We start from the raw sequence: 19659 nt of genomic DNA on the forward strand, positions 1-19659 counted from the left end.
ACCAGGAAGAAGCTCACCACCGCATTCGCAGCAACTTCCCGACGTCGCGCAGCTTCGGCACCGCGCTGACGACCTTCATCTGGATCCTGCCGGACCTGGGCAACGCGTCCAGGTGCGGCAGGTCCACGCTGCGCCAGGAGTCCACTGTGGTCAGTCCCGCGCGCAACGCCTCGATCTCGCGCGGATCGTCGACGCCCCAGTGCAACGTCGCGCCCGCGTTCTTCACGGCGGGCACGAGCTTCTGCAGCTTGATCCCCCACGACCCGTAGACGTCGAACAGCAGCTCACCACTCGCGAACTTGGTCGTGATGCGGCTGATCAGCCCGTGTCCCTCCGCCTGCGTGAGGTACATCGCCAGGCCCTCGAACACCGCGACCACCGGCCGGTCGGCGGGCACCTCGGCGAGCCACGCGTCCTCCGTGACCGACGACGCCACCAGCCGGTAGTCGCCCTGCGGTTCGGGCAAGAGCTTGCGCCGCAACGCAACCACGTCCGGCATGTCCACGTCGACCCACCGCACGGTGTCCGGCCGTTCGAGGCGATGCGCGCGCGTGTCCAGGCCACAGGCCAGATGCAGCACCGTGCACGACGGGGTGCGCGCGAGGAACTCACGCGTCCAGTCGTCGAGCACCCGGCCGCGGATGGCGACCCCGACCGCGGACGTCGTGTTCATCCCGGTCCTGCTGAAGTCGTAGTCGATGCGGTCGACGGCGCGCTTGGCCTCGTCGTCGTGCAGCACGGACGCCGGCCGCACGCTGTCGAGGGCCCGCCCGTAGAGCGTGGCGAGCATGGTCTCCTGCGCACCCGTCAGGGTGATCTTCTCCACTCCCCTAGTTTGTCGGGACGCGGCACGCGTCACCACTGGTGAATCCCTGATCTTTGATGTCGAACGCGCTGTTGAACCGAGCGCGCTGGTTCTCCAGCGCGATCTGGTAGGTCAACGCGATGAGCTGCTTGCGGCCCATGAGCTTCTCCAGCTCGGCGACCTGCGCGTCCGTGACCGCGACCGGGGTGTCGGTCATGGCGTCGGCGTAGGCGAGCGCCTTGCGTTCGAGGTCGGTGAACAACGACGAGGTGGCGTACTCGTCGATGTGCTTCAACCGTTCGACGTCGAGACCGCCGTGCTTCATCAGCATGGCGCCGAAGTCGACGCACCACGAACAGCCGAGCTTCACCGCCGTCCGGTAGACGACCAGCTCGAACAACGGCCCGTGCACGGCCTTCTTGACCGCGAGCTCGTGCCGTCCGCTCGCCATCAGCAGTTTCGGGTGGTGCGCCATCACGGTGACGGGCTCCGGCACGGCCCCGAACTCGCGCCGCGCGAACCAGTACACGGCCTTGAGCAGCAGGCCCGCGTCCTTCTTGGCAACTCCCTTGATCCTCGTCATGCAGGGTGGACGGGGCAGCCCGGCAGAACGTGACACCTTTGGGTGACTGGGGCCCGAGCCGCTCTACTCATAGGGTCCCTGCATGAGCAACGACTTCGTGCTGGACATCGACCACGAGTCGGCCGGCCTGCTGGCGGGAACGCTGCTGGCAGGCGACTCGTGTGCGGTTCCGGTGCGGCACCAGAACGTCAAACTGCTGCTGTGCGCGCTGCCCGGCGAGGACGGCATGCGCCTCTTCCTGCGCCGCAACACACCCTAACGGTCGTACCGGGCGACGTACTCCATGAGCACGTCGCGCGACCGTTCGTTGTCGAGCGCGACGGCGTGCATGCGCTGGAAGATGGCCACGGCCCGTTCGACGGTCGCGGCGTCGCTGGCGAGCGTCCAGTTCGCGAGGTAGACCAGCGGCGGCTCGTGCTCGTACTGGATGAGCGCGTAGTCGAGCCCCACCGCCGCCGCCCCGCCCGCGCTGGCCGGCACGATCCTGATCGACGGCGCGTGGAACAGCAGGTGCAGGACCTGGTCCTCCATCAGCCGGTCGCCCCCGACGACGGTGTTCAGCGCGTACTCGTGGATGAAGAACACGCACTGCGGCAGCACGCCGTCGCGTTGCAGCTCCGGCGACGGGGTGAAGCCCAGCGCCCCCGCCAGCGCCCTCGCGTAGCACTCGGTCCGGAGCAGGACCGGAATGGTGACGCCGCTGAAGCAGGTGATCTGCGTGGCTCCCGCCGCGGCGAGCACGACGAGCTGTTCGCCGGCACCGTGCTGGGTCATGCCACGAACCGTAAGGCCATGATCATGATCTCGCCGCGCGAAACGCTCGCCCATCAGGGCGAACGGGGTCCGCCGATGGTTACGGAGAGGCGATCTGGGCGAGGAAGTAGATCTCGCCGGACCGCGCGTGCCGCACCGCCAGCAGGAACGGCCGGTCGACCGTCACCACCACCGGGTCCGTCGGGATCTCGAACGACACCGTGCGGAACGTGATGGCCGTGGCCGCCGCGCCTTCGAGGCCCTCCTCGTCCAGCCGCAGCACGGCCTCGTGCACCACGTCGTCGACGAACATCCGCTCGTCCGGCGAGAGGCCGGAGAAGTCGGCGTCGCGCTGGAACATGCGCTCGACCCCGAGCCTCCGCAACGAGTTCTTGAGGTTGAAGCGCGCGCGAACGTCCACTTTGGGCAGTGCGAGTTCCAGGCGAGTGAGGGTGCGGGCGTCCAGTGCGGACGGCGGCAGCGGCTGCTCCAGCGAGGTGTCCGGCAGCAGGACCACGGTCTCGACGCCGGAGTCGGCGGGCAGCACGATCGTCTGCCAGCCGTCCTGGTGCTGGTAGCGGAACTTCTCGGTGACCGTCATCGTCGGCACGTCCACGTCACCGCCGGGCGCGTGGAACGGCTTCGGCGCGGTCTCCCCGCCCGCGAACGGGTTCAGCCAGCCGACCTTGAGGTACAGGGCGTTCACGATGATCGCGGCGGCGTCCGGGGGCGGCGGGTCCGTCAGCAGTTCGGGGATGAGCCCGCGGGTGGTCTCGGCGACGTCGGTGTTGACGAGTTTGCGGACGGTCGCGGGGTCGGAGAACGCCGTGCGGCGCACCGAGGAGGCCAGCGAGAAGTCCGGGTTGATCGTCAGGTCGTCGTCGGCCCACAGCGTGTTCGCGACGGCCAGTTCGGGCACGTCGCGCGCGGCGGCCGGGTCGAAACCGCCGAGCATCCCGTCGAGTTCGGCTCTGGTCTCGCCGCGGGCGGCCTCGCGGGCCAGGGCCAGCGCCGAGGCCACGGAGAACGGCGACCAGCACGCGTTCGCGGTGTGGTCCGGGACGGCGACGCGGTGCAGGGCGAGGGCGAAGTCGTGGGCTGCCACGCCCCCGAACCTACGCCGATGCGCGGTGCCAGGCCACGGCTTGCGCGTCGGTGAGCAGCGCGACCTGGTCGACGACGACGCGAAGCCGTGCCTCGTAGGAGGAAGCGGCCGCGAACACCGGGCGGAACGCCGGGTCGAGCAGCGTCGGGCGTTCCATCAGGCGGGTGACGAGGTCGGCGATCAGGTCGCGCTGCTTGGCCTGCATGGCGAGGCGGGCGGGGTCGCTCATGACGTACCGGACGGCCATCGCCTTGAGCAGCGCCACCTCCGCGGCGACCTGGCTCGGGACCTCCAGCGACGCGGTGTACCTCGTCAGCGTGCCGCCGCCGTGCACGGCGCGGGTCGCGGTGACGGCGGCGGAGGCGAAGCGGCCGACCAGTTCGCTGGTGAGGTTCTTCAACGCCACCTGCGCGCCGAGCGAGCCGTCGTACTCGTGGTCGGTCCAGTAGCCGATCACCGGCAGTTTCAGCAGGTCCTCGGCGGTGGCCTCCAGCGTCGTCACGGACTCGTCGGAGAACGTCTTCGCGGCCAGCGAGGCGATGGCGGCGCGTTCGTCCGGACGGGCCAGCGCGCCGAGGCTGATGCGGTGGGCCAGCACGCCGTCCTCGACGTCGTGCACCGAGTACGCCACGTCGTCGGCCCAGTCCATCACCTGCGCCTCGATGCACTGCGCACGGTCCGGTGCACCCGCACGCATCCACTCGAACACCTCGACGTCGTCGTCGTACACGCCGAACTTCACCATGCCCGGCGTGCGCGTCCACGGGTACTTGGTCGATGCGTCGAGCACCGCGCGTGTGAGGTTCAGGCCGTGCGCGGTCTTGGGTTCGAGGCGGGCGAGGATGCGGAACGTCTGCGCGTTGCCCTCGAAACCGCCACACGGGCCCGCGAGTTCGTTGAGCGCCCTCTCGCCGTTGTGTCCGAACGGCGGGTGCCCGATGTCGTGCGCGAGCCCGGCCGTGTCGACGATGTCCGGGTCGCAGCCCAGTTCCTCGCCGATGCCGCGGCCGATCTGCGCGACCTCCAGCGAGTGCGTGAGACGCGTGCGCGGCACACCGGTGACCTCGGAACCCTCACCGGGGCCGACGACCTGCGTCTTGCCCGCGAGCCTGCGCAACGCGGCGGAGTGCAGCACGCGGGCCCGGTCACGGGAGAACGGCGTGCGCGCCTCGGTGCGGGAACCCGGCAGCGCGGCGCTCTTGGGTTCTTCGGGGAGCAGGCGCTCCGCGTCGTGGCCGGTGTATCCCATCACCCGATTTTAGGGAGGTTCAGCTCCTCGAACACGCCGGCGTGCGCCTTCATCAGGCGGTAGTAGAGCAGGGCTCCGGTCTCGCGCTTGATGTAGAACCACTGCGTCTCGCGGGTCTGCACGTTCGGACCGCTGCGCGTCGGCGACGTCCAGGCCGTCAGCCCGGCGTCCTCGGCCATGGTGCGGGCGCGCAGCGAGTGCCACGGGTCGCTGACGATCACCGCGGTCTTCAGGTCGCGTTCCTTCGCGACGGACGCGACGGCCCGCAACGACCCGAGCGTGTCCGCGCCCTCGCCGACCTGGAGCACCTTGTCCTCCGGCACCCCGCGCTTGACCAGCCACAGCTTGCCGACCTGGCCCTCGGTGAAGTTGTCACCGGGCTGACGGCCGCCGGTCGTCGCGATGTAGCCGACGACGCCCTCCTGGTAGAGGCCGAGCGCGTGTTCGAGGCGGGCCGCGAGCACGTCGGACGGGACGCCGTTGTACTGCGCGGCACCGAGCACGATCGCCATGTCGGCCTTCGTCCAGTCGTCCACGCGCGCGACCTGCCACACGCGGAACGCGGTGCCGCCGCCGACGAGCACGGCGACGGCCAGCGCCCCGAAGACGAGGCGCAACACGATCCGGCGAATTCTGGCGAGTGGCTTGAGAGGCGTGGTCCGCACACCATGCATGGTTCCAGACCCAGCGGGTGCGGCGTTGACGCCCCTGCGAGGATCATCGTCATGCCTGCTGAGCAGCCCACCATCCTCGCCACGTCGGGAGGTCTGCGCTCCGGGCGCAGGACCTACTTCGAGTTCAACAAGCTGATCCACCTCGCGCTGGACCTCGCCGGCGTGGACGGCCGCGCGCCCCGGTTGTGCTACGTCGGGACAGCCGGCGGCGACCAGCGGGCCATGAACGCGAACATGGCCGAGGCCGGCAGGGTCGCTGGCGTCGAGGTGTCGCCGCTGAACCTCTTCACGATGCCGCCGACCGACGACCTGGAGGACTACGTCCTGTCCCACGACGTCGTCTGGGTCGGCGGAGGCTCGGTCGCGAACCTCCTCGCCGTCTGGGACGTGCACGGCCTCGGCGCCGTCTTCCGCAAGGCGTGGGCGACCGGCGTCGTGCTCGGCGGGGTGTCGGCGGGGTCGATCTGCTGGCACTCCGGCGGCGCGACCGACTCGTTCGGCCCCGACCTCCGGATCGTCACCAACGGTCTGGGCTTCCTCCCCTACGGCAACGGCGTGCACTACGACTCCGAGGAGCAGCGCCGCCCGAAGATCCACGAGGCGGTGGCGGCCGGAACGCTGCCGACGACCTACTGCACCGACGACGGCGCGGGCCTGCTCTACCGCGGCACCGAACTCGCCGAAGCGGTGACGGAACGTCCGGGCGCCGGCGCATACGTGGTGGTCAGGGAGGATTCTTCAGCAACCGCACAGGAGGAAAAGCTCGACACCAGGGCGCTCTGACGCGGACCTTGGAGATGTGCGCTGGGCTCTGATCGTCCTCCTCGTCACGGCGGTGTTCGCCATCCCGGACGCCTCGCCGTGCCTCGCGCACGGCAAGCCGTCAGCTGATATATCGCGCGGTCCCGATGTATTGGATACGGGCGACGGCGCTGATATATCGGATACGGGATCCAATACATCAGATATCGGCCCGTCGGCAATATCCGATATATCAGCGGCTGATATATCGGATATTGCCGCAGCGGGCGGCGCGTCCGACGTCGGCCTCGCGGTGTTAGACCTTCAAACGAACGTGACGGTGTCCTCCCAAGGCGACAAGCCGTTCTACTCGGCGTCGCTGTCGAAGCTGATCCTCGCCGTCGACGCGCTGCAGCGGCCGTTGTCCGACGACGACGTCGCCCTCATCGACCGCGCGCTCAGCCTGAGCGACGACAACGCCATGGACGTGCTGTGGACGAGGTTCGACGGCATGGGCGCCATCGGCCGCGTCGCCACCGCAGCGGGACTTACAGGTACTCACGCTCCTGACGACCCCTCGCAGTGGGGAGAGGTCGTCATCACCGCGAACGACATGGTGCGGCTTTACCACTACATCCTGAACTCGCCGCAGGTGAATTCAGCACAGCGCGACGTGATCGTCGGCGCCCTGTCGAAGGCGCCCGCGACCGCCGCCGACGGCTTCGACCAGGCGTTCGGCCTGCTCGGCGTCACCGGCGTCTACGCCAAGCAGGGCTGGATGTACTACCTGCCCGCCGACGTCTACCTGCACAGCGCGGGCGTGCTCGACGGCCGCTACGCCGTCGCCGTCCTGACGACGAACCCGACCGGGTCGTGGACGACGGCCAGGGACTCGATCAACGCCGTCAGCACGGCCGTCCTCGCGAAGCTGGGTGTCAAGGGCTGAGCCGGTGCCGGCGTTCCTGGTCCGCGCGCCACGGCCGGTCCCAATCACCGCTGAACTCCCGCACCACGAGGATCGCGACCACGAGCAGCACGACGGCGCCGAACGTGATCGCCCCGAACAACACCCCGACCTCACCGGCCGTGGACGCGAACGCGTACACCGCGACCCCACCGGCTGACGGCACGACGAGGTAGTTGCCGACGTTGCGGCGCCGCGCGTCGTAGACGTTCTTCACGCCCGCAAGCCGCACTCCGAGCAACACGGGCGTGAGCGTCACAAGAAGCCCGACGACCAGCAGGACCCACCGATACGCGGGAGCCGCGAACGCCACCGCCACCGCGGCGAGCGCCAGCGCCGTCCCCACCACGACGAGTACGGTCGACAGCACCCTGACCCGCGCCACCGGCGCACCTTCACCGCTGTCGGGCACGAGCGGCCCGTGCTCGGCGACGACGATCTTGTGCACCGCAAGCGATCGACGCAGCACGAGCACCAGCGCCCCGGCCACCGGCACCGCGAGCGCCAGCACCGCCCCCACCGCGAAGGTGCCCGGCTTCCCGACGGGTTCGATGCCGAACCCGAACCAGTAGAAGGGGAAGAACGCCGCCAGCGCGACCCCTTCCAACACCACGAACACGTGCCTCGAGCGAGCAGCCGACTCCGCGTCGGTCAGCCGCAGCGCCACAACCCCACCGGCCGCCGCGCACAGACACACCAACCCGCCGCTCACCGCCGACGCCAGCAGCACCCGCGGGTTCGCCACGTCGATCACCACCGCGCACGCCGCCACCCAGACGACGAGCGCCACCCCCGTGGCGGCCTGCACGCCGCCACGCCCCCTGACCTGTTCCCCCGCCATATCCAGAACACGCGGCAACGGCCGCGGATGTTGCTCAGCTCAGCGGAACTCGCCGCCGAACAACGCTCATCGCGCCGCAACCCCCTCAAGCACGCTGTGAAGCCTGACTGCACACAGCACGATGCCGAGCATCGCCGCGAGGTACATCAGGTCGTACCCGATCCCGGCAACTGCGGACTCGGTCATCAGCACGTACGCGACGGGTTGCACCACAGCAAGACACGCCAGCGCAGCCAACACGAGTCCGAGCAAAACAACACGCCCCCAGTGCGCAGCGCGAAGGTCCTTCACCCGCAACAGAAGCACTCCGGCGACGACCGTGCCGCCGGCCGTGGCGACCCCAATTCCGACGAGCCAGCCGACCCCCGCCACCGGCACGCTCAACGCCACCGCGACGAGCCCCGCAGCGAGCAGTCCGCCGAGCACCGCCGTCCCGGTCCCCCACCTCGCCAGCCCGTCGACAGGCCCCTCCGACTCGGGCTCAGGCGCCGTCAGCAGGGGCACGAGCACGGTCAACACCACCGACACGAGCGCGATCACGCAGAACGCCACCGTGCCCGTGGTGATCGGCGTGTCCGGGTGTTCCACGTACTCGTCGCGCACCTCGACACCGGCCAGGTACGTGCCCATCACCGAGACCCCGACGGGAATCCCGAAGCCGCGACGGCCCGGCCGGAGCAGCATCACCCCGGTCAGCAGCGGCCCGAACGCCACCGCCGGCACGCCCCACCACACGGACCAGGTGGCGACCCCGGTCACGGGCAGGTCCAGCACGGCCAGGACCATCCCGGCCAGCATCGCGATCCCTGCGCCCACCAGCAGGGCGCCGATCTGTCTCAGTGGTAGTGCGCGCATGCCCTCATCACGCGCGAGCACGCCGTTCTGTTGCCTCAGCCGACCCGCAGAACCCGGCGTGCGGTGAAGAACGCGACCCCGCCCAACAGGACGAGCAACCCGAGCACCGCGAGGTAGACGGCCGACCCGGCGGTGAACGGCACCGGACGCTCATCGCCGGTCAAGGTCATCACCTCGCAGAACCAGGCGAACAGCGCGCAGAAGATCGCGCCCGCCCACCAGACCCCGAGCAACCGCCGGACGAGACCGGCCCCGTTCACGTCGACGTACCCGTCCCGCGCGCACGACCGGGCCGTCGCGAGGCTCAGACCGGACAGGATCCCCCAGAACGCGCCGATCCCCGCAACCGTCACGCCGATCACGTTGATCGGGTTGTGGGCGGTCGGCAGGTTCAGGCCGACCGCGACGAGCACGATCCCGAACACGAGCGCCACGCCGATGAGCGGCAGCCCCGTCAACGCGAGCCGCGTCCTGATCCAGGCGACGCGCTCGGCGGGCATCCGCACCCACTGCGGCGGCGGCCCCTGCCCCACGATCATCAATTGCCGATCTTCCAATCCGAGCCGTCGCCGTCGGTGACGCTGGCGTCGCCCATGTCGCCCGTGTTCGGCATCGTCCACTCGCGGCCGATGTCGTGGATCTTCTGCACGATCGAGTTCTGCTCGGTCTCGATCGTGTTGGTGTGGGCCTCCAACGCCATGATCGTGGCACCGATGATGCCGATCGCGACGGTGAGTCCGCCCGCGATCGCGCCGACGGCGGCAGGCGTTCCGACGACCGTGCAGGCGGCGGCGATCGCACCCACCGCGGCCACGACGAACGTCCCCAGCGCCACACCCATCGCGATCCAGAAGGCGTCGATCGAGTTAGCGAGACTGTTGAGGGACGCGCGCATCTGGTTCGCGACGTCCTTGACCGAGTTCAGCCCCTGCGACTGCGGCGGGACCGTCGCCGAGTAAGCCCGCGCGGCCTTGCCTTCCCACTCGACGTTCGTGCGCATCTTGTCGAGCGTGACCGTGCCGGCAACGTCGCCGAGCTTGTTGCCGACCTTCTCGACCCACTCCGTGCCGACCTGCCGGAGCCGATCCGAGTCTCCCGGCTGCTCGAAGAGCTGGTTCACCCGGTCCCAGAACTCGGCGATCTTCACGTTGACGATCCGAATGCCGTCCTCGACCCTTTCGATCACCCATTTCAACGGAGCGGGGACCCAGCTCAGCGTCGTGTTCACCACGTCGAAGAACCGGCGAATGGCGCGGTCCACGTCGTCGGCCTTGCCCTTGGCCTGCACCACCAGAGGATTGGTCACCTGATCTCCCCCGTCAGCCGGTTCATCGCGTGCAGGTTCGCGTCTTCCTCGCGCTCGTAGGTGTCCGCGGCGGCGCGCAGACTGTCGCCGAGGCCGTTGAACGCCGTCATCGCCTGGCGCAGCAGGTCTTCGAGCACGCCCCTGCCCTTCTCGTAGGTGCGGTCGAGACCACGGTCGACGGCCCACATCGACACGTCGTGGCCGGTCAGCGTCAGCCCGGAGATGGCGCCTTGCGGCTCCTCCACGTCGTCGGCGGCAGCCGACCAGAGCCCCGCGTCCGCACGCATCGCGTCGAGCGCGACTTTCAAGTCGCTCACGCCAGCCCCACTTTCCGCAGCAACCTTGCCGGATCACTCGCCAGTGCCTGGAGTTCCGCGATCGCCGGACCGGCCGGACGGGGTGCCGGTGTGGCTCGATCGTGCAACGCGCGCAGGACCTCGGCGAGCTCGCCCTCCATCTCAGGGTGGGGAGCGGCATGCGCCCATCTGTCGTCGATCTCGAAGCGCACGACCCGGCCGGACTGCGCGGTGCCGCGGACGTGTCCGCCGCGGCTTTCGGCCTGCACGGGAGCATTCACCGTCTGATCAAGGCCGGAGGTGAACGCGGCGAGTTCGGCGTTCACGGCGTCGAACAACCTCATCGCGTCATCGCGGGTGAACGGTGTCTCGTCGACGCTGGGGTCTGCGGGGCGCGGCTCGACGGCCGCCAGATCCCCTTGTGCTTCCGCCGATCGGGACAGCGCGCGCATGGTCGCGTTGTTCGCGGCATCGGGAACGGCGGCATCCAATGCGCGTTGGTCGATGCTGTCACGCCAGCGAGCGGCCAGACGGACTGCGCGCACCCGGCCGTCGAGTTCGACGACCACCGAGACCGCACCGCTCGCGTCGCTGCCGACACAAGCGTCGACATCGTCCGGCTCAGGCGCGGCGGACGGCGGTGTGGCGCGCCGCCCTGCCTCGTAGTCCCCGTCGTCGGCTTCCTCGAAGCCCCACCTGCGGTTGTCCTCGACCATGACCCCGCTCCCTGCGCGCTGTGACCAACCGACTTCACAACGTGGCAGCGAACGGGGCCGAACGGAGTAGCGGAACTAGCAGCCGACCAGGCGGGCGGCGAGGTACGACTCCAGCTGGTCCATCGCCACGCGCTCCTGCGACATCGTGTCGCGCTCCCGCACCGTCACGGCGAGGTCGGTGAGCGTGTCGAAGTCGACGGTCACGCAGAACGGCGTGCCGATCTCGTCCTGGCGGCGGTAGCGGCGGCCGATGGCACCGGCGTCGTCGAAGTCGACGTTCCAGTTGCGGCGCAGGGCCGTCGCGAGGTCGCGGGCCTTGGGCGACAGGTCGGCGTTGCGAGACAGGGGCAGCACCGCGACCTTGACCGGCGCGAGGCGGCGGTCGAGCTTCAGCACGACGCGCTTGTCCACGCCGCCCTTGGCGTTCGGCGCCTCGTCCTCGGTGTAGGCCTCGAGCAGGAACGCCATCATCGGGCGGCCGACGCCGGCTGCCGGTTCGATGACGAACGGCTTGAAGCGCGAGTTCGTCGCCTGGTCGAAGTACGACAGGTCGACACCCGAGTGGTTCGAGTGCGTCGTGAGGTCGAAGTCGGTGCGGTTCGCGATGCCCTCGAGCTCACCCCACTCCTGGCCGCCGAACTGGAAGCGGTACTCGACGTCGACGGTCCGCTTCGAGTAGTGCGACAGCTTCTCCTTCGGGTGCTCGTAGTGCCGCAGGTTCTCCTTGGAGATGCCCAGGTCGGTGTACCAGCGGGTGCGCTCGTCGATCCAGTACTGGTGCCACTCTTCGTCCGTACCCGGCTCGACGAAGAACTCCATCTCCATCTGCTCGAACTCGCGGGTGCGGAAGATGAAGTTGCCCGGCGTGATCTCGTTGCGGAACGACTTGCCGATCTGGCCGATGCCGAACGGCGGCTTCTTGCGCGACGTCGTCTGCACGTTCAGGAAGTTCGTGAAGATGCCCTGCGCGGTCTCGGGGCGCAGGTAGTGCAGGCCTTCCTCGGTCTCGATCGGACCGAGGTGCGTCTTCAGCAGGCCGTTGAACATCTTCGGCTCGGTGTAGGAGCCGCGCACGCCGCAGTTCGGGCACGGCACGTCGGAGACGTCGCCCTCGGCGACCTCCTTGCCGGTGCGCTCCGCGTACTCCTCGGACAGCGTGTCGGCGCGGAACCGCTTGTGGCACGACTCGCACTCGACGAGCGGGTCGACGAACGCCTCGACGTGACCGGAGGCGACCCACACGTCACGCGGCAGGATGACCGACGAGTCCAGACCCACGACGTCCTCGCGGCCGCGGACCATGAAGTTCCACCACTGGCGCTTGATGTTGTCCTTGAGCTCGACGCCGAGAGGTCCGTAGTCCCACGCCGAGCGGGTACCGCCGTAGATCTCCCCGCACGGGTAGACGAACCCCCTGCGCTTGCAGAGGCTGACAACGGTTTCGATGCGATCGGCGGGCAAGGGGAACTCCATCGGGGGAATGAGAATCGGGGGCTCAAGCCTAGCCCGTCACGTTGCGCCCCGAACGGGCGACCGGAGCCTTACCCTGCAGGAATGGAAGACCGGCTGCGAGAGCTGTGGGACTTCGCCGATCTGGACGGCACCGAGGCGAGGTTCCGCGCGTTCCTGGGCGACGTGGAGACGGACGACGAGCGCGCCGAGGTGTTGACCCAGCTGGCGCGGGTCGAGGGTCTGCGGGAGAACTTCGCCGCAGGTCACACGCTAGTCGACGAGGCGGAGGTGCTCGTCGCGCCCGACTCGACGGGACGCGTGCGGGCGTTGCTCGAACGCGGCCGGCTGCACCGCTCGGCGGGTGATCCCGAGGCCGCGCAACCGCTGTTCGTGGCGGCGTTCATCCTCGCGAAGACGCGCGGTGACCTGTCGCTCGCGGTGGACGCCGCGCACATGGCGTCGCTGGTGGACGACCCGGAGAAGTGGACGAAGCAGGGCCTCGAGATCGTCGTGTCGAACCCGGAGCTGGTGCGCTGGCTCGGCCCGCTGCACAACAACCTCGGCTGGTTCTACTTCGAGAACGGCCGCTTCGAGGAGGCGCTGGACGCCTTCGAGAAGACGCCCGAGGCGTACGCGGAGAGCGGCAAGGCCAAGACGCTGCACGCACTGGGCCGGCCGGAAGAGGCCGCGGCGGCCGCGCGCAGGGCCCTCGACCTCCTCCCCCACGACTCGCAGGAGGAGTGGGTCAAGGAGATGGAAGCTATCGCCGCGGGGTCGTAGGTCCGGCGGCCTCGCCGAGCCGCACCGTGAACGCGTCCTCGGCGAGCACGCTCGTGTGCTTCTCGACAGTGCCGTCCTCGCTGGTCAACGTGGGTTCGTACATCGCGGGCTCGTCGGTCAGCGCCTCGGACAGCAACGGGATGACGTGTTCGCGCACGGGGAACGGCGACATCGCGCGCCGATAAGCCACCACGGAGTCGAACTCGACGGTGAGCACCCAGCGGTCGTCCTCGTCCGTCGACCGCGCCAACGTCCCCCTGCGGCACCCCGGCTGAGCCGTGAGCAGCCGCAACGCCTCCTCGACGCGCGCGGTGAACGACTCTGGATCGGATACGCGGAAGCGGCACACGAGCAGCACGGTGCAAGGATGGCACGGTGACCTCCAAGCGCCCCCTCCTGCCCGGCGACGGCCCGCTGGCGCGCGTTCGCCCGGTAGTGGCGTTCGTGCTCGTCCTCGGTCTGTTCATCACCGGCGTCTGGGTCGGCGGCACGGTCGGCGCGGTGCTGCTCGGCGTCCTGATCGTGGCCGCGGGGACCCTCCTGGCGGCCACCTGGAAGGTGCTTTCCCCAGCTCAACGCACATTGCGCGTGGTGGTCCTGCTGGTACTGGTCATCATCACCGTAGAATTGGTTGTGAAAATCCCTACCAGGTGAGGTGCGCCGCCATGACCGCTCAGCTGCACGGCGAGCACTCCCCCGAACGCGAGGCCCCCGCGCCGGCGCCACCCCGCCCCGCGCACACCCTCGCCGAAGCGGGCGACCTGCTCCGAGCCCTGGCCGCTCCCGTCCGCATCGCCATCGTGCTGCAACTGCGGGAACACGACCGCTGCGTGCACGAACTGGTCGAGGCCCTGGGCGTCGCCCAGCCGTTGATCAGCCAGCACCTGCGCGTGCTCAAGTCGGCGGGCGTGGTGCACGGAGAGAGGCACGGCCGAGAGGTCGTCTACAGACTGGTGGACGAACACCTGGCGCACATCGTGGTGGACGCTGTGACGCACGTCGAGGAGAAGTTGTGACCGGACTGAGGTCCACCAAGCAGCGCACCGCGGTGTCGAACCTGCTCGACCAGCTCGACGACTTCCGCAGTGCCCAGGAGCTGCACGAGGAACTGCGCCGCCGCGGCGAGGGCATCGGCCTGACGACGGTCTACCGCACCCTGCAGTCCCTCGCGGACGCGGGCCAGGTCGACGTCCTGCGCACCGACTCGGGCGAGGCGATCTACCGCCGTTGCTCGGCCCACCACCACCATCACCTCGTGTGCCGCCACTGCGGCCGCACGGTGGAGGTGGAGGGCCCCGCCGTCGAGAAGTGGGCGGACCGGGTCGCTGCGGAGAACGGCTTCTCGCAGGTCAGCCACACCGTCGAGATCTTCGGGACGTGCGCGGACTGCACGGCCAAGGGCCTCAAGTAGCAGCAGAAAGTAGCCGCCGATATCCAATATATCGGCGGCTCACCGCTCAGGACTCGTAGGGCTCGACCGGCTCGGCCACCGCCGTGAACGACTCCACGGTGAAGCTCGGCACCCACGAGTTCTTCTCGTTCGCCGACTTCGGCACGACCTGCCCGGTCACCTCGACCCACTGCTCGTCCGGCAGCGCGGGCACGTCCCCGCCCAGCCGCACCTTCAACGGCCGTGCGTCGGCCGCGCAGCAGGAGATGGCGAGCCGCGCCACGTAGGTCTCGCCCTCGGCGCGCAGCAGGAACCCGGTCAGCTTCACCCGGCGGTTGTCGAGCGTGCCCGACTCGTCCCACGCCGTGCGCGTCACGAACTCCGTCATCGACAACGGGATGACGTCGCCGGACGGCAGTTCGCCGAGCAGGTTGCGGGAGCGCTGGGTCTGGTTGGTGTCGGCGGCCGAGTTCACGACGTCACCGCCCAGCGCGGGTGGCGAGATCAGGAACACCGCCAGCACCGGCAGCAGCATCAGCCACGTCGAGCGCGACGAGTGCGAGTGCTGGTGGTCGTGCTCGTCGGCCGCCTTGCCGCGGCGGACGTCCTGGATGATCGAGAACAGCGCCAGGCCGATCATGATCACGCCGGCCGCGATCAGCAACGGCAGCAGCGACTTCTGGACGTACCGCAGGTAGAGCCCGGAGAAGCTGATCTTCAGCAGGGCCCCGCCGAGCAGCACCAGCAGGATGTTCTGGGTCTCGCGCCTCACAGCAGCACCACTCCCGACACGACGGCGCACAGAATCGCCACCACGAAGGTGGCGGGTGCGAAGCGGAAGGCGAAGGACTTGCCAAAAGCACCGGCCTGCAACGCGATGAGCTTCACGTCGACGGCCGGGCCGACGACGAGGAACACCAGGCGCGGCAGCAACGGCAACGCGGAGAAAGCGACGGCGACGAAGGCGTCGGCCTCCGAGCACAGCGCGAGGATCACGGCGAGCAGCGCCATCACGATCACGCCGAGCACGATCTGACCGCCGAGCGTCTGCATCCACGCGACCGGCACGAACGTCTTGAACGCCGCCGCGAACAGCCCGCCCAGCACCAGGAACCCACCGGCGTCGACCAGGTCGTGCCGCGAACTCTCCGCGAACACGGCCCACTTCGACCGTCCGGTGTGGTCGGCCATGCGCGCCAGCGCACGTTCGGCGATCCACTCCATCTTGCCGAACCGCACCCACAGCCAGCCCATGACCATCGCCGTCAGCAACGAGCCGACGAAGCGCGCCACGACCATCATCGGGGCGTCGTTGAACGCCACCGCCGTCGACACCAGCACGATCGGGTTCACGGCGGGCGCGGCCAGCAGGAACGTCAACGCGACGGCAGGTGCGACGCCCTGCTGCATGAGCCTTTTGGCGACCGGCACCGAGGCGCACTCACACCCCGGCAGCGCGATGCCCGCGACACCCGCCACGGGCACGGCCAGCGAGGTCTTCGAAGGCAGCAGCCGACGCAACGCCGAGGCGGGCACGAACGCCGCGATGGCGCCCGAGATCAGCACGCCCAGCACGAGGAACGGCATGGCCTGCACGCAGATCGCCACGAACACGGTCGACGCCGTGCGCAGCTTCGGCACGTCGAGCAGGTCGACCAGCCGGGACTGGAAGAGCAGTGCGAGAACGAGGATCCCGCACAGCACCTCCAACGACGTGATCTTCAGCCGAGGCGGGCCGGAGCGCCGCTTCGACGAGCGGATCTCGCCGGTGATCGTCATTCCGAGTCCAGGTCCAGCAGCCGGCGGTACTGGCGCGCCATGCCCTCGCGGATCTCCTCGGGCGAGGGCGGCTCGGCGAACTCCGCCTCTTCCTCTTCGAGATCGTCGTCGTCGAAGTCGACGGGAGTGCCGTTGACGGTCTCCTCCTCGTCCTCCTCCTCTTCGAGGGCGGCTTCGCGCAGTTCCTCGATGGTGGCGGAGACGTCCTCGGCGGACAGCGCGGGCAGCATCGGCTTCACGATCGCCAGCACGCCGCCCTCCTCGTCGTCGAGCGCCACGGCCTCGGCCAGCGCGACGGCGTGGTCACGCTCGTACGGGCCGCAGATGAACGAGTCCCAGTCGTCGCCGCCCGACGGCTCGAACGTGACGGTCCAGGGGAACTCGTTGATGTCCGAGTCCTCTTCCGGCTCGTAAATGATCACGCCACCCATCGAAGGGTCCTTTCTCAAGAAAACCGGGAGAGGAGCTCGCCGCGCACCTGCGACGCGGTCGAGACGACGAGCATGAGCAGCGTGCTCAACGGCTCGGGCTTGAGGCCGTCCGCAGGGAACGCGTAGCGCAGCATCACGTCCGTGCCACCGCGTTCGGAGTGGATCACACCGAGCGTTCCGAACAGGCCCTGACCAGCGCGTTCGGCGACCCACGCGGCCGCGTCGCCGGGCAGGTCCCACGCGACCACGACGGTCAGCGACAGCACCGTCAGGCCCTCGGCCAGTTCCATGCCCTGCACCGCGCACGGCACGTCGCCGTGGCGGAAGCTCAGCGCGCCGTCGTCGTCCACCGACACGTCGTGGAACAGCTCCAACGCCTTGCGCGCGGCCTCCAGGGCCTCACCGCTCGCGTTCACGACGACACCACCTCCTCGCCGGGCTTGTCGACGGCGCCACCGAAGCGACGGTCGCGCCCGGCGAACTTCTCGCAGGCACGCCACAGGTCGCGGCGGTCGAAGTCGGGCCACAGGATGTCCTGGAACACCATCTCGGCGTACGCGGACTGCCACAGCAGGAAGTTCGAGATCCGCTGCTCACCGGACGGCCTGATGAACAGGTCGACGTCCGGCATCTCCGGCTTGTACATGTACTTCGCGAGCATCCGCTCGTCGACCTTGTCCGGGTTGATCTGCCCGGCGGCGACGAGGCGCGCGATCTCGCGGGCCGCGTCCCCGATCTCGGCGCGGCCGCCGTAGTTCACGCACATCACGAGGTTCAGCACGTCGTTCTCGGCCGTGCGGACCTCGGCCTCCTGGAGCTGCTTGATGACGCTGCCCCACAGCTTCGGCGAGCGGCCGGCCCAGTGGATGCGGACGCCCATCTCGTCGAGCTCGTCGGTGCGCCGCGCGATGACGTCGCGGTTGAAGTTCATCAGGAAGCGGACCTCTTCGGGGCTGCGCTTCCAGTTCTCCGTGGAGAACGCGTACAGCGAGAGCCACTTCACGCCGAGCTCGATGGAGCCCTTCGCGACGTCGAGCACGACCTGCTCGCCGCGCTTGTGACCCTCGACCCGCGACAGCCCGCGCTGGTTCGCCCAACGGCCGTTGCCGTCCATGACGATCGCGATGTGCTTGGGCACCAGGTCGAGGGGGATGTCCGGGGGCGTCGCACCGGACTCGTGCGGCTCCGGCGGGCGCGGGACGCGCTTCTCACGCTCAGAGCGGCGGCGACGCAGCATTAGTCCAGACATCCTTTCGAGCGAAAACCATTGTCGGTAGGCGCCAGACTAGCCGTCGGCGGGCTGTGCCTTGCGCTCGACCAACGGCAACGAGCGGAGCTGCCGTTCGAGGTGCCACTGCAGATGTGCCGCGACCAGGCCACTCGCGTCACGGCGCGCGATGTGCGGAATCTCGTCCACCACGTGCCACTGCCCGTGCAGCAACGCCGAGAGCAGCGCCAACGTGTCCTGCGAGGGCGAAGAGGCACCTGCCGGACGGCAATTCGGGCAACAAGAGCCACCCGCCTGGATGCTGAACGCCCGGTGCGGCCCGGGATCGCCGCACTTCGCGCATTCGTTCACCGCGGGCGCCCATCCGGCGAACGCCATCGCACGCATGAGGAACGCGTCCAACAACAACGACGGGTCACGGTCCGCGGCCGACAACGCCCTGAGGGCCCCCACGACGATCATGTAGAGGCGCAACACGGGTTCGCCCTCTTCAGCGGCGAGGCGGTCGGCGGTCTCGGCGATCGCGCACGCCGCCGTGTAGCGCTGGTAGTCGTTCACGATCCCCACGCCGAACGCGTCCAGCGTCTGCACCTGCGTGATGATGTCGAGCGTCCGGCCGGGGTAGAACTGCACGTCGACGTGGCAGAACGGCTCGAGCCGCGCGCCGAACTTGGACGACGTCTTGCGCACTCCCTTGGCCACCGCGCGGAGCTTGCCGTGCTTCTGGGTCAGGAAGGTGATGATCCGGTCCGCTTCACCGAGCTTCTGCACGCGAAGCACGATGCCGGTGTCGCGGTACAGGTTCGCCATCTAGAACCCCAGTCGGCGCAATTGCTTGGGGTCGCGCTGCCAGTCCTTGGCGATCTTGATGTGCAGGTCCAGGTACACCCTGCTGCCCAGCAGCCGCTCGATCTGCTTGCGGGCCGCCATGCCGACCTGCTTGAGCCGCTCGCCCCGGTGCCCGAGGATGATCGCCTTCTGCGACGGCCGCTCCACGAACACGAACGCGTGAATGTCGATCAGGTCGTCCCGGCCCTCGCGCGGCGCCATCTCCTCCACCACCACGGCGATGGAGTGCGGCAACTCGTCGCGCACGCCCTCCAGCGCGGCCTCGCGGATGAGCTCGGCGACCAGCGTCTGCTCGGGCTCGTCGGTCAGGTCGCCGTCCGGGAACAGCTGCGGCCCCTCGGGCAGCTTCTTGAGCAGCAGGTCGCTCAGCGCGCCGACCTGGAACCCGTTGACCGCGGAGACCGGGATGATCTCCGCGAACTCCATGACCTTCTGCAGCGAGAGCAGCTGTTCCATCACCTGCTGCTGCGAGACCAGGTCCGTCTTGGTGACGATGCCGATCACGGGCGTGCGCTTGGCGACCTTCTCGAGCTCGGCGGCGATGAACTTGTCACCGGGCCCGACCTTCTGGTCCGCGGGCACGCAGAAGCCGACGACGTCGACCTCGGACCACGTCTCGCGCACCAGGTCGTTGAGGCGCTGGCCGAGCAGCGTGCGGGGACGGTGCAGACCGGGCGTGTCGACGAGGACGAGCTGCCCGTCCTCGCGGTGCACGATGCCCCGGATCGTGTGGCGGGTGGTCTGCGGCTTGCTGGACGTGATGGCGACCTTCGTGCCCACCAGTGCGTTCGTCAGCGTCGACTTCCCTGCGTTCGGGCGGCCGACGAAGCACGCGAACCCGGAGCGGTAACCATCCATCCGT

At 69.1% G+C, this 19659-nt stretch carries 28 protein-coding genes; 7 read left to right on the plus strand and 21 right to left on the minus strand.

Translation table 11 applies throughout. The annotated features are described in order from the left end of the window. Positions 1 to 13 precede the first annotated feature (13 nt). Together JNUCC0626_RS23845 and JNUCC0626_RS23850 are read right to left on the minus strand one after the other, a co-directional pair. Positions 14 to 826: a class I SAM-dependent methyltransferase gene (locus JNUCC0626_RS23845; protein WP_394612991.1), complete on the minus strand. Its 813-nt coding sequence runs from the start codon at positions 824 to 826 to the stop codon at positions 14 to 16. 4 nt (positions 827 to 830) lie between these two features. Beyond that, positions 831 to 1388 (minus strand): carboxymuconolactone decarboxylase family protein, encoded by a 558-nt coding sequence (locus tag JNUCC0626_RS23850; RefSeq protein ID WP_394612992.1) that lies wholly within the window; start codon positions 1386 to 1388, stop codon positions 831 to 833. Positions 1389 to 1470: 82 nt separating this feature from the next. Here JNUCC0626_RS23850 and JNUCC0626_RS23855 point away from each other — a divergent pair, with 82 nt between their 5' ends. Next, positions 1471 to 1647, plus strand: a complete 177-nt coding sequence (locus JNUCC0626_RS23855) for a hypothetical protein (RefSeq protein WP_157512840.1) — start codon at positions 1471 to 1473, stop codon at positions 1645 to 1647. On the opposite strand, the gene JNUCC0626_RS23860 is transcribed toward JNUCC0626_RS23855, so the two are convergent. From JNUCC0626_RS23860 to JNUCC0626_RS23875, 4 genes are all read right to left on the minus strand, one after another. Then, entirely contained in the window at positions 1644 to 2162 is a 519-nt protein-coding gene (locus JNUCC0626_RS23860; RefSeq protein ID WP_394612993.1) for a Scr1 family TA system antitoxin-like transcriptional regulator, read from the minus strand. The two genes, JNUCC0626_RS23855 and JNUCC0626_RS23860, sit on opposite strands and share 4 nt — an antisense overlap. A gap of 79 nt (positions 2163 to 2241) precedes the next feature. Next, the gene (locus tag JNUCC0626_RS23865) at positions 2242 to 3246 is read right to left on the minus strand and encodes a serpin family protein (RefSeq protein WP_394612994.1); all 1005 of its coding nucleotides are present in this window, start codon (positions 3244 to 3246) and stop codon (positions 2242 to 2244) included. Between the two features lie 10 nt (positions 3247 to 3256). Then, complete coding sequence (locus tag JNUCC0626_RS23870; RefSeq protein ID WP_394612995.1) at positions 3257 to 4495, minus strand: deoxyguanosinetriphosphate triphosphohydrolase; 1239 nt, start codon at positions 4493 to 4495, stop codon at positions 3257 to 3259. Continuing rightward, positions 4495 to 5160: a YdcF family protein gene (locus tag JNUCC0626_RS23875; protein ID WP_394612996.1), complete on the minus strand. Its 666-nt coding sequence runs from the start codon at positions 5158 to 5160 to the stop codon at positions 4495 to 4497. The genes JNUCC0626_RS23870 and JNUCC0626_RS23875 overlap by 1 nt, the downstream gene beginning before the upstream one ends. 60 nt (positions 5161 to 5220) lie before the next feature. Between JNUCC0626_RS23875 and JNUCC0626_RS23880 the strand changes: the two genes are divergently transcribed. Together JNUCC0626_RS23880 and JNUCC0626_RS23885 are read left to right on the plus strand one after the other, a co-directional pair. Continuing rightward, positions 5221 to 5952, plus strand: coding sequence for a Type 1 glutamine amidotransferase-like domain-containing protein (locus tag JNUCC0626_RS23880; RefSeq protein WP_394612997.1), 732 nt, complete (start codon positions 5221 to 5223; stop codon positions 5950 to 5952). Between the two features lie 16 nt (positions 5953 to 5968). Further along, positions 5969 to 6856 (plus strand): serine hydrolase, encoded by an 888-nt coding sequence (locus tag JNUCC0626_RS23885; protein WP_394612998.1) that lies wholly within the window; start codon positions 5969 to 5971, stop codon positions 6854 to 6856. Here JNUCC0626_RS23885 and JNUCC0626_RS23890 read toward each other — a convergent pair. The 7 genes from JNUCC0626_RS23890 to JNUCC0626_RS23920 form a co-directional block, all read right to left on the minus strand. Further along, on the minus strand, positions 6846 to 7715 hold the full coding sequence (locus JNUCC0626_RS23890; protein WP_394612999.1) for a hypothetical protein: 870 nt from the start codon (positions 7713 to 7715) through the stop codon (positions 6846 to 6848). The two genes, JNUCC0626_RS23885 and JNUCC0626_RS23890, sit on opposite strands and share 11 nt — an antisense overlap. A 66-nt stretch (positions 7716 to 7781) precedes the next feature. Further along, positions 7782 to 8570, minus strand: a complete 789-nt coding sequence (locus tag JNUCC0626_RS23895; RefSeq protein WP_394613000.1) for a hypothetical protein — start codon at positions 8568 to 8570, stop codon at positions 7782 to 7784. A 35-nt stretch (positions 8571 to 8605) separates the two neighbouring features. Continuing rightward, the gene (locus JNUCC0626_RS23900) at positions 8606 to 9109 is read right to left on the minus strand and encodes a hypothetical protein (RefSeq protein ID WP_394613001.1); all 504 of its coding nucleotides are present in this window, start codon (positions 9107 to 9109) and stop codon (positions 8606 to 8608) included. Further along, a complete protein-coding gene (locus JNUCC0626_RS23905; protein ID WP_394613002.1) occupies positions 9109 to 9876 on the minus strand; it encodes a hypothetical protein in 768 nt (255 codons plus the stop codon). The genes JNUCC0626_RS23900 and JNUCC0626_RS23905 overlap by 1 nt, the downstream gene beginning before the upstream one ends. Further along, positions 9873 to 10193, minus strand: a complete 321-nt coding sequence (locus JNUCC0626_RS23910) for a hypothetical protein (protein WP_394613003.1) — start codon at positions 10191 to 10193, stop codon at positions 9873 to 9875. The genes JNUCC0626_RS23905 and JNUCC0626_RS23910 overlap by 4 nt, the downstream gene beginning before the upstream one ends. Next, positions 10190 to 10888, minus strand: a complete 699-nt coding sequence (locus tag JNUCC0626_RS23915; protein ID WP_394613005.1) for a hypothetical protein — start codon at positions 10886 to 10888, stop codon at positions 10190 to 10192. Before JNUCC0626_RS23915 ends, JNUCC0626_RS23910 begins: the two co-directional genes overlap by 4 nt. Before the next feature lie 75 nt (positions 10889 to 10963). Then, a complete protein-coding gene (locus JNUCC0626_RS23920; RefSeq protein WP_285645374.1) occupies positions 10964 to 12349 on the minus strand; it encodes a glycine--tRNA ligase in 1386 nt (461 codons plus the stop codon). 93 nt (positions 12350 to 12442) lie between these two features. Between JNUCC0626_RS23920 and JNUCC0626_RS23925 the strand changes: the two genes are divergently transcribed. Then, positions 12443 to 13120, plus strand: a complete 678-nt coding sequence (locus tag JNUCC0626_RS23925) for a tetratricopeptide repeat protein (protein WP_394613006.1) — start codon at positions 12443 to 12445, stop codon at positions 13118 to 13120. Here the strand turns inward: JNUCC0626_RS23925 and JNUCC0626_RS23930 are convergent. After that, positions 13101 to 13478 (minus strand): antibiotic biosynthesis monooxygenase family protein, encoded by a 378-nt coding sequence (locus tag JNUCC0626_RS23930; RefSeq protein WP_394613007.1) that lies wholly within the window; start codon positions 13476 to 13478, stop codon positions 13101 to 13103. The two genes, JNUCC0626_RS23925 and JNUCC0626_RS23930, sit on opposite strands and share 20 nt — an antisense overlap. Before the next feature lie 17 nt (positions 13479 to 13495). On the opposite strand from JNUCC0626_RS23930, the gene JNUCC0626_RS23935 reads away from it, so the two are divergent. The 3 genes from JNUCC0626_RS23935 to JNUCC0626_RS23945 are packed head-to-tail and all read left to right on the plus strand — an operon-like array spanning position 13496 to position 14531. Beyond that, positions 13496 to 13774 (plus strand): hypothetical protein, encoded by a 279-nt coding sequence (locus JNUCC0626_RS23935; protein WP_394613008.1) that lies wholly within the window; start codon positions 13496 to 13498, stop codon positions 13772 to 13774. Positions 13775 to 13785: 11 nt separating this feature from the next. Further along, complete coding sequence (locus JNUCC0626_RS23940; protein ID WP_285645276.1) at positions 13786 to 14136, plus strand: ArsR/SmtB family transcription factor; 351 nt, start codon at positions 13786 to 13788, stop codon at positions 14134 to 14136. Then, a complete protein-coding gene (locus JNUCC0626_RS23945; protein WP_394613009.1) occupies positions 14133 to 14531 on the plus strand; it encodes a Fur family transcriptional regulator in 399 nt (132 codons plus the stop codon). The genes JNUCC0626_RS23940 and JNUCC0626_RS23945 overlap by 4 nt, the downstream gene beginning before the upstream one ends. 46 nt (positions 14532 to 14577) lie before the next feature. Here JNUCC0626_RS23945 and JNUCC0626_RS23950 read toward each other — a convergent pair whose 3' ends face one another. The 7 genes from JNUCC0626_RS23950 to era are packed head-to-tail and all read right to left on the minus strand — an operon-like array spanning position 14578 to position 19655. Next, positions 14578 to 15282, minus strand: a complete 705-nt coding sequence (locus tag JNUCC0626_RS23950) for a TIGR03943 family putative permease subunit (protein ID WP_394613010.1) — start codon at positions 15280 to 15282, stop codon at positions 14578 to 14580. Further along, positions 15279 to 16289: a permease gene (locus JNUCC0626_RS23955; RefSeq protein ID WP_394613011.1), complete on the minus strand. Its 1011-nt coding sequence runs from the start codon at positions 16287 to 16289 to the stop codon at positions 15279 to 15281. The genes JNUCC0626_RS23950 and JNUCC0626_RS23955 overlap by 4 nt, the downstream gene beginning before the upstream one ends. Then, positions 16286 to 16711, minus strand: a complete 426-nt coding sequence (locus JNUCC0626_RS23960) for a hypothetical protein (protein WP_394613012.1) — start codon at positions 16709 to 16711, stop codon at positions 16286 to 16288. Before JNUCC0626_RS23960 ends, JNUCC0626_RS23955 begins: the two co-directional genes overlap by 4 nt. A 23-nt stretch (positions 16712 to 16734) precedes the next feature. Further along, on the minus strand, positions 16735 to 17136 hold the full coding sequence (locus tag JNUCC0626_RS23965) for a YbjN domain-containing protein (RefSeq protein WP_394613013.1): 402 nt from the start codon (positions 17134 to 17136) through the stop codon (positions 16735 to 16737). Continuing rightward, a complete protein-coding gene (locus JNUCC0626_RS23970) occupies positions 17133 to 17957 on the minus strand; it encodes an isoprenyl transferase (protein ID WP_394613014.1) in 825 nt (274 codons plus the stop codon). The genes JNUCC0626_RS23965 and JNUCC0626_RS23970 overlap by 4 nt, the downstream gene beginning before the upstream one ends. A gap of 48 nt (positions 17958 to 18005) precedes the next feature. Further along, complete coding sequence (gene recO, locus JNUCC0626_RS23975; RefSeq protein ID WP_394613015.1) at positions 18006 to 18758, minus strand: DNA repair protein RecO; 753 nt, start codon at positions 18756 to 18758, stop codon at positions 18006 to 18008. Beyond that, positions 18759 to 19655 (minus strand): GTPase Era, encoded by an 897-nt coding sequence (gene era, locus JNUCC0626_RS23980; protein ID WP_394613016.1) that lies wholly within the window; start codon positions 19653 to 19655, stop codon positions 18759 to 18761. It lies immediately after the preceding gene. Positions 19656 to 19659: the final 4 nt, after the last annotated feature.

Source organism: Lentzea sp. JNUCC 0626 (assembly GCF_043632865.1).
In the GTDB taxonomy this organism is placed as follows: Bacteria; Actinomycetota; Actinomycetes; order Mycobacteriales; family Pseudonocardiaceae; genus Lentzea.

Coding starts and splice junctions, on each gene's coding strand:
- JNUCC0626_RS23895 (WP_394613000.1), bottom strand. CDS start 8,570: ATGCGCGCACTACCACTGAGACAGATCGGCGCCCTGCTGGTGGGCGCA.
- JNUCC0626_RS23890 (WP_394612999.1), bottom strand. CDS start 7,715: ATGGCGGGGGAACAGGTCAGGGGGCGTGGCGGCGTGCAGGCCGCCACG.
- JNUCC0626_RS23925 (WP_394613006.1), top strand. CDS start 12,443: ATGGAAGACCGGCTGCGAGAGCTGTGGGACTTCGCCGATCTGGACGGC.
- era (WP_394613016.1), bottom strand. CDS start 19,655: ATGGATGGTTACCGCTCCGGGTTCGCGTGCTTCGTCGGCCGCCCGAAC.
- JNUCC0626_RS23900 (WP_394613001.1), bottom strand. CDS start 9,109: ATGATCGTGGGGCAGGGGCCGCCGCCGCAGTGGGTGCGGATGCCCGCC.
- JNUCC0626_RS23915 (WP_394613005.1), bottom strand. CDS start 10,888: ATGGTCGAGGACAACCGCAGGTGGGGCTTCGAGGAAGCCGACGACGGG.
- JNUCC0626_RS23855 (WP_157512840.1), top strand. CDS start 1,471: ATGAGCAACGACTTCGTGCTGGACATCGACCACGAGTCGGCCGGCCTG.
- JNUCC0626_RS23870 (WP_394612995.1), bottom strand. CDS start 4,495: ATGGGATACACCGGCCACGACGCGGAGCGCCTGCTCCCCGAAGAACCC.
- JNUCC0626_RS23955 (WP_394613011.1), bottom strand. CDS start 16,289: ATGACGATCACCGGCGAGATCCGCTCGTCGAAGCGGCGCTCCGGCCCG.
- recO (WP_394613015.1), bottom strand. CDS start 18,758: ATGGCGAACCTGTACCGCGACACCGGCATCGTGCTTCGCGTGCAGAAG.
- JNUCC0626_RS23850 (WP_394612992.1), bottom strand. CDS start 1,388: ATGACGAGGATCAAGGGAGTTGCCAAGAAGGACGCGGGCCTGCTGCTC.
- JNUCC0626_RS23880 (WP_394612997.1), top strand. CDS start 5,221: ATGCCTGCTGAGCAGCCCACCATCCTCGCCACGTCGGGAGGTCTGCGC.
- JNUCC0626_RS23940 (WP_285645276.1), top strand. CDS start 13,786: ATGACCGCTCAGCTGCACGGCGAGCACTCCCCCGAACGCGAGGCCCCC.
- JNUCC0626_RS23860 (WP_394612993.1), bottom strand. CDS start 2,162: ATGACCCAGCACGGTGCCGGCGAACAGCTCGTCGTGCTCGCCGCGGCG.
- JNUCC0626_RS23970 (WP_394613014.1), bottom strand. CDS start 17,957: ATGCTGCGTCGCCGCCGCTCTGAGCGTGAGAAGCGCGTCCCGCGCCCG.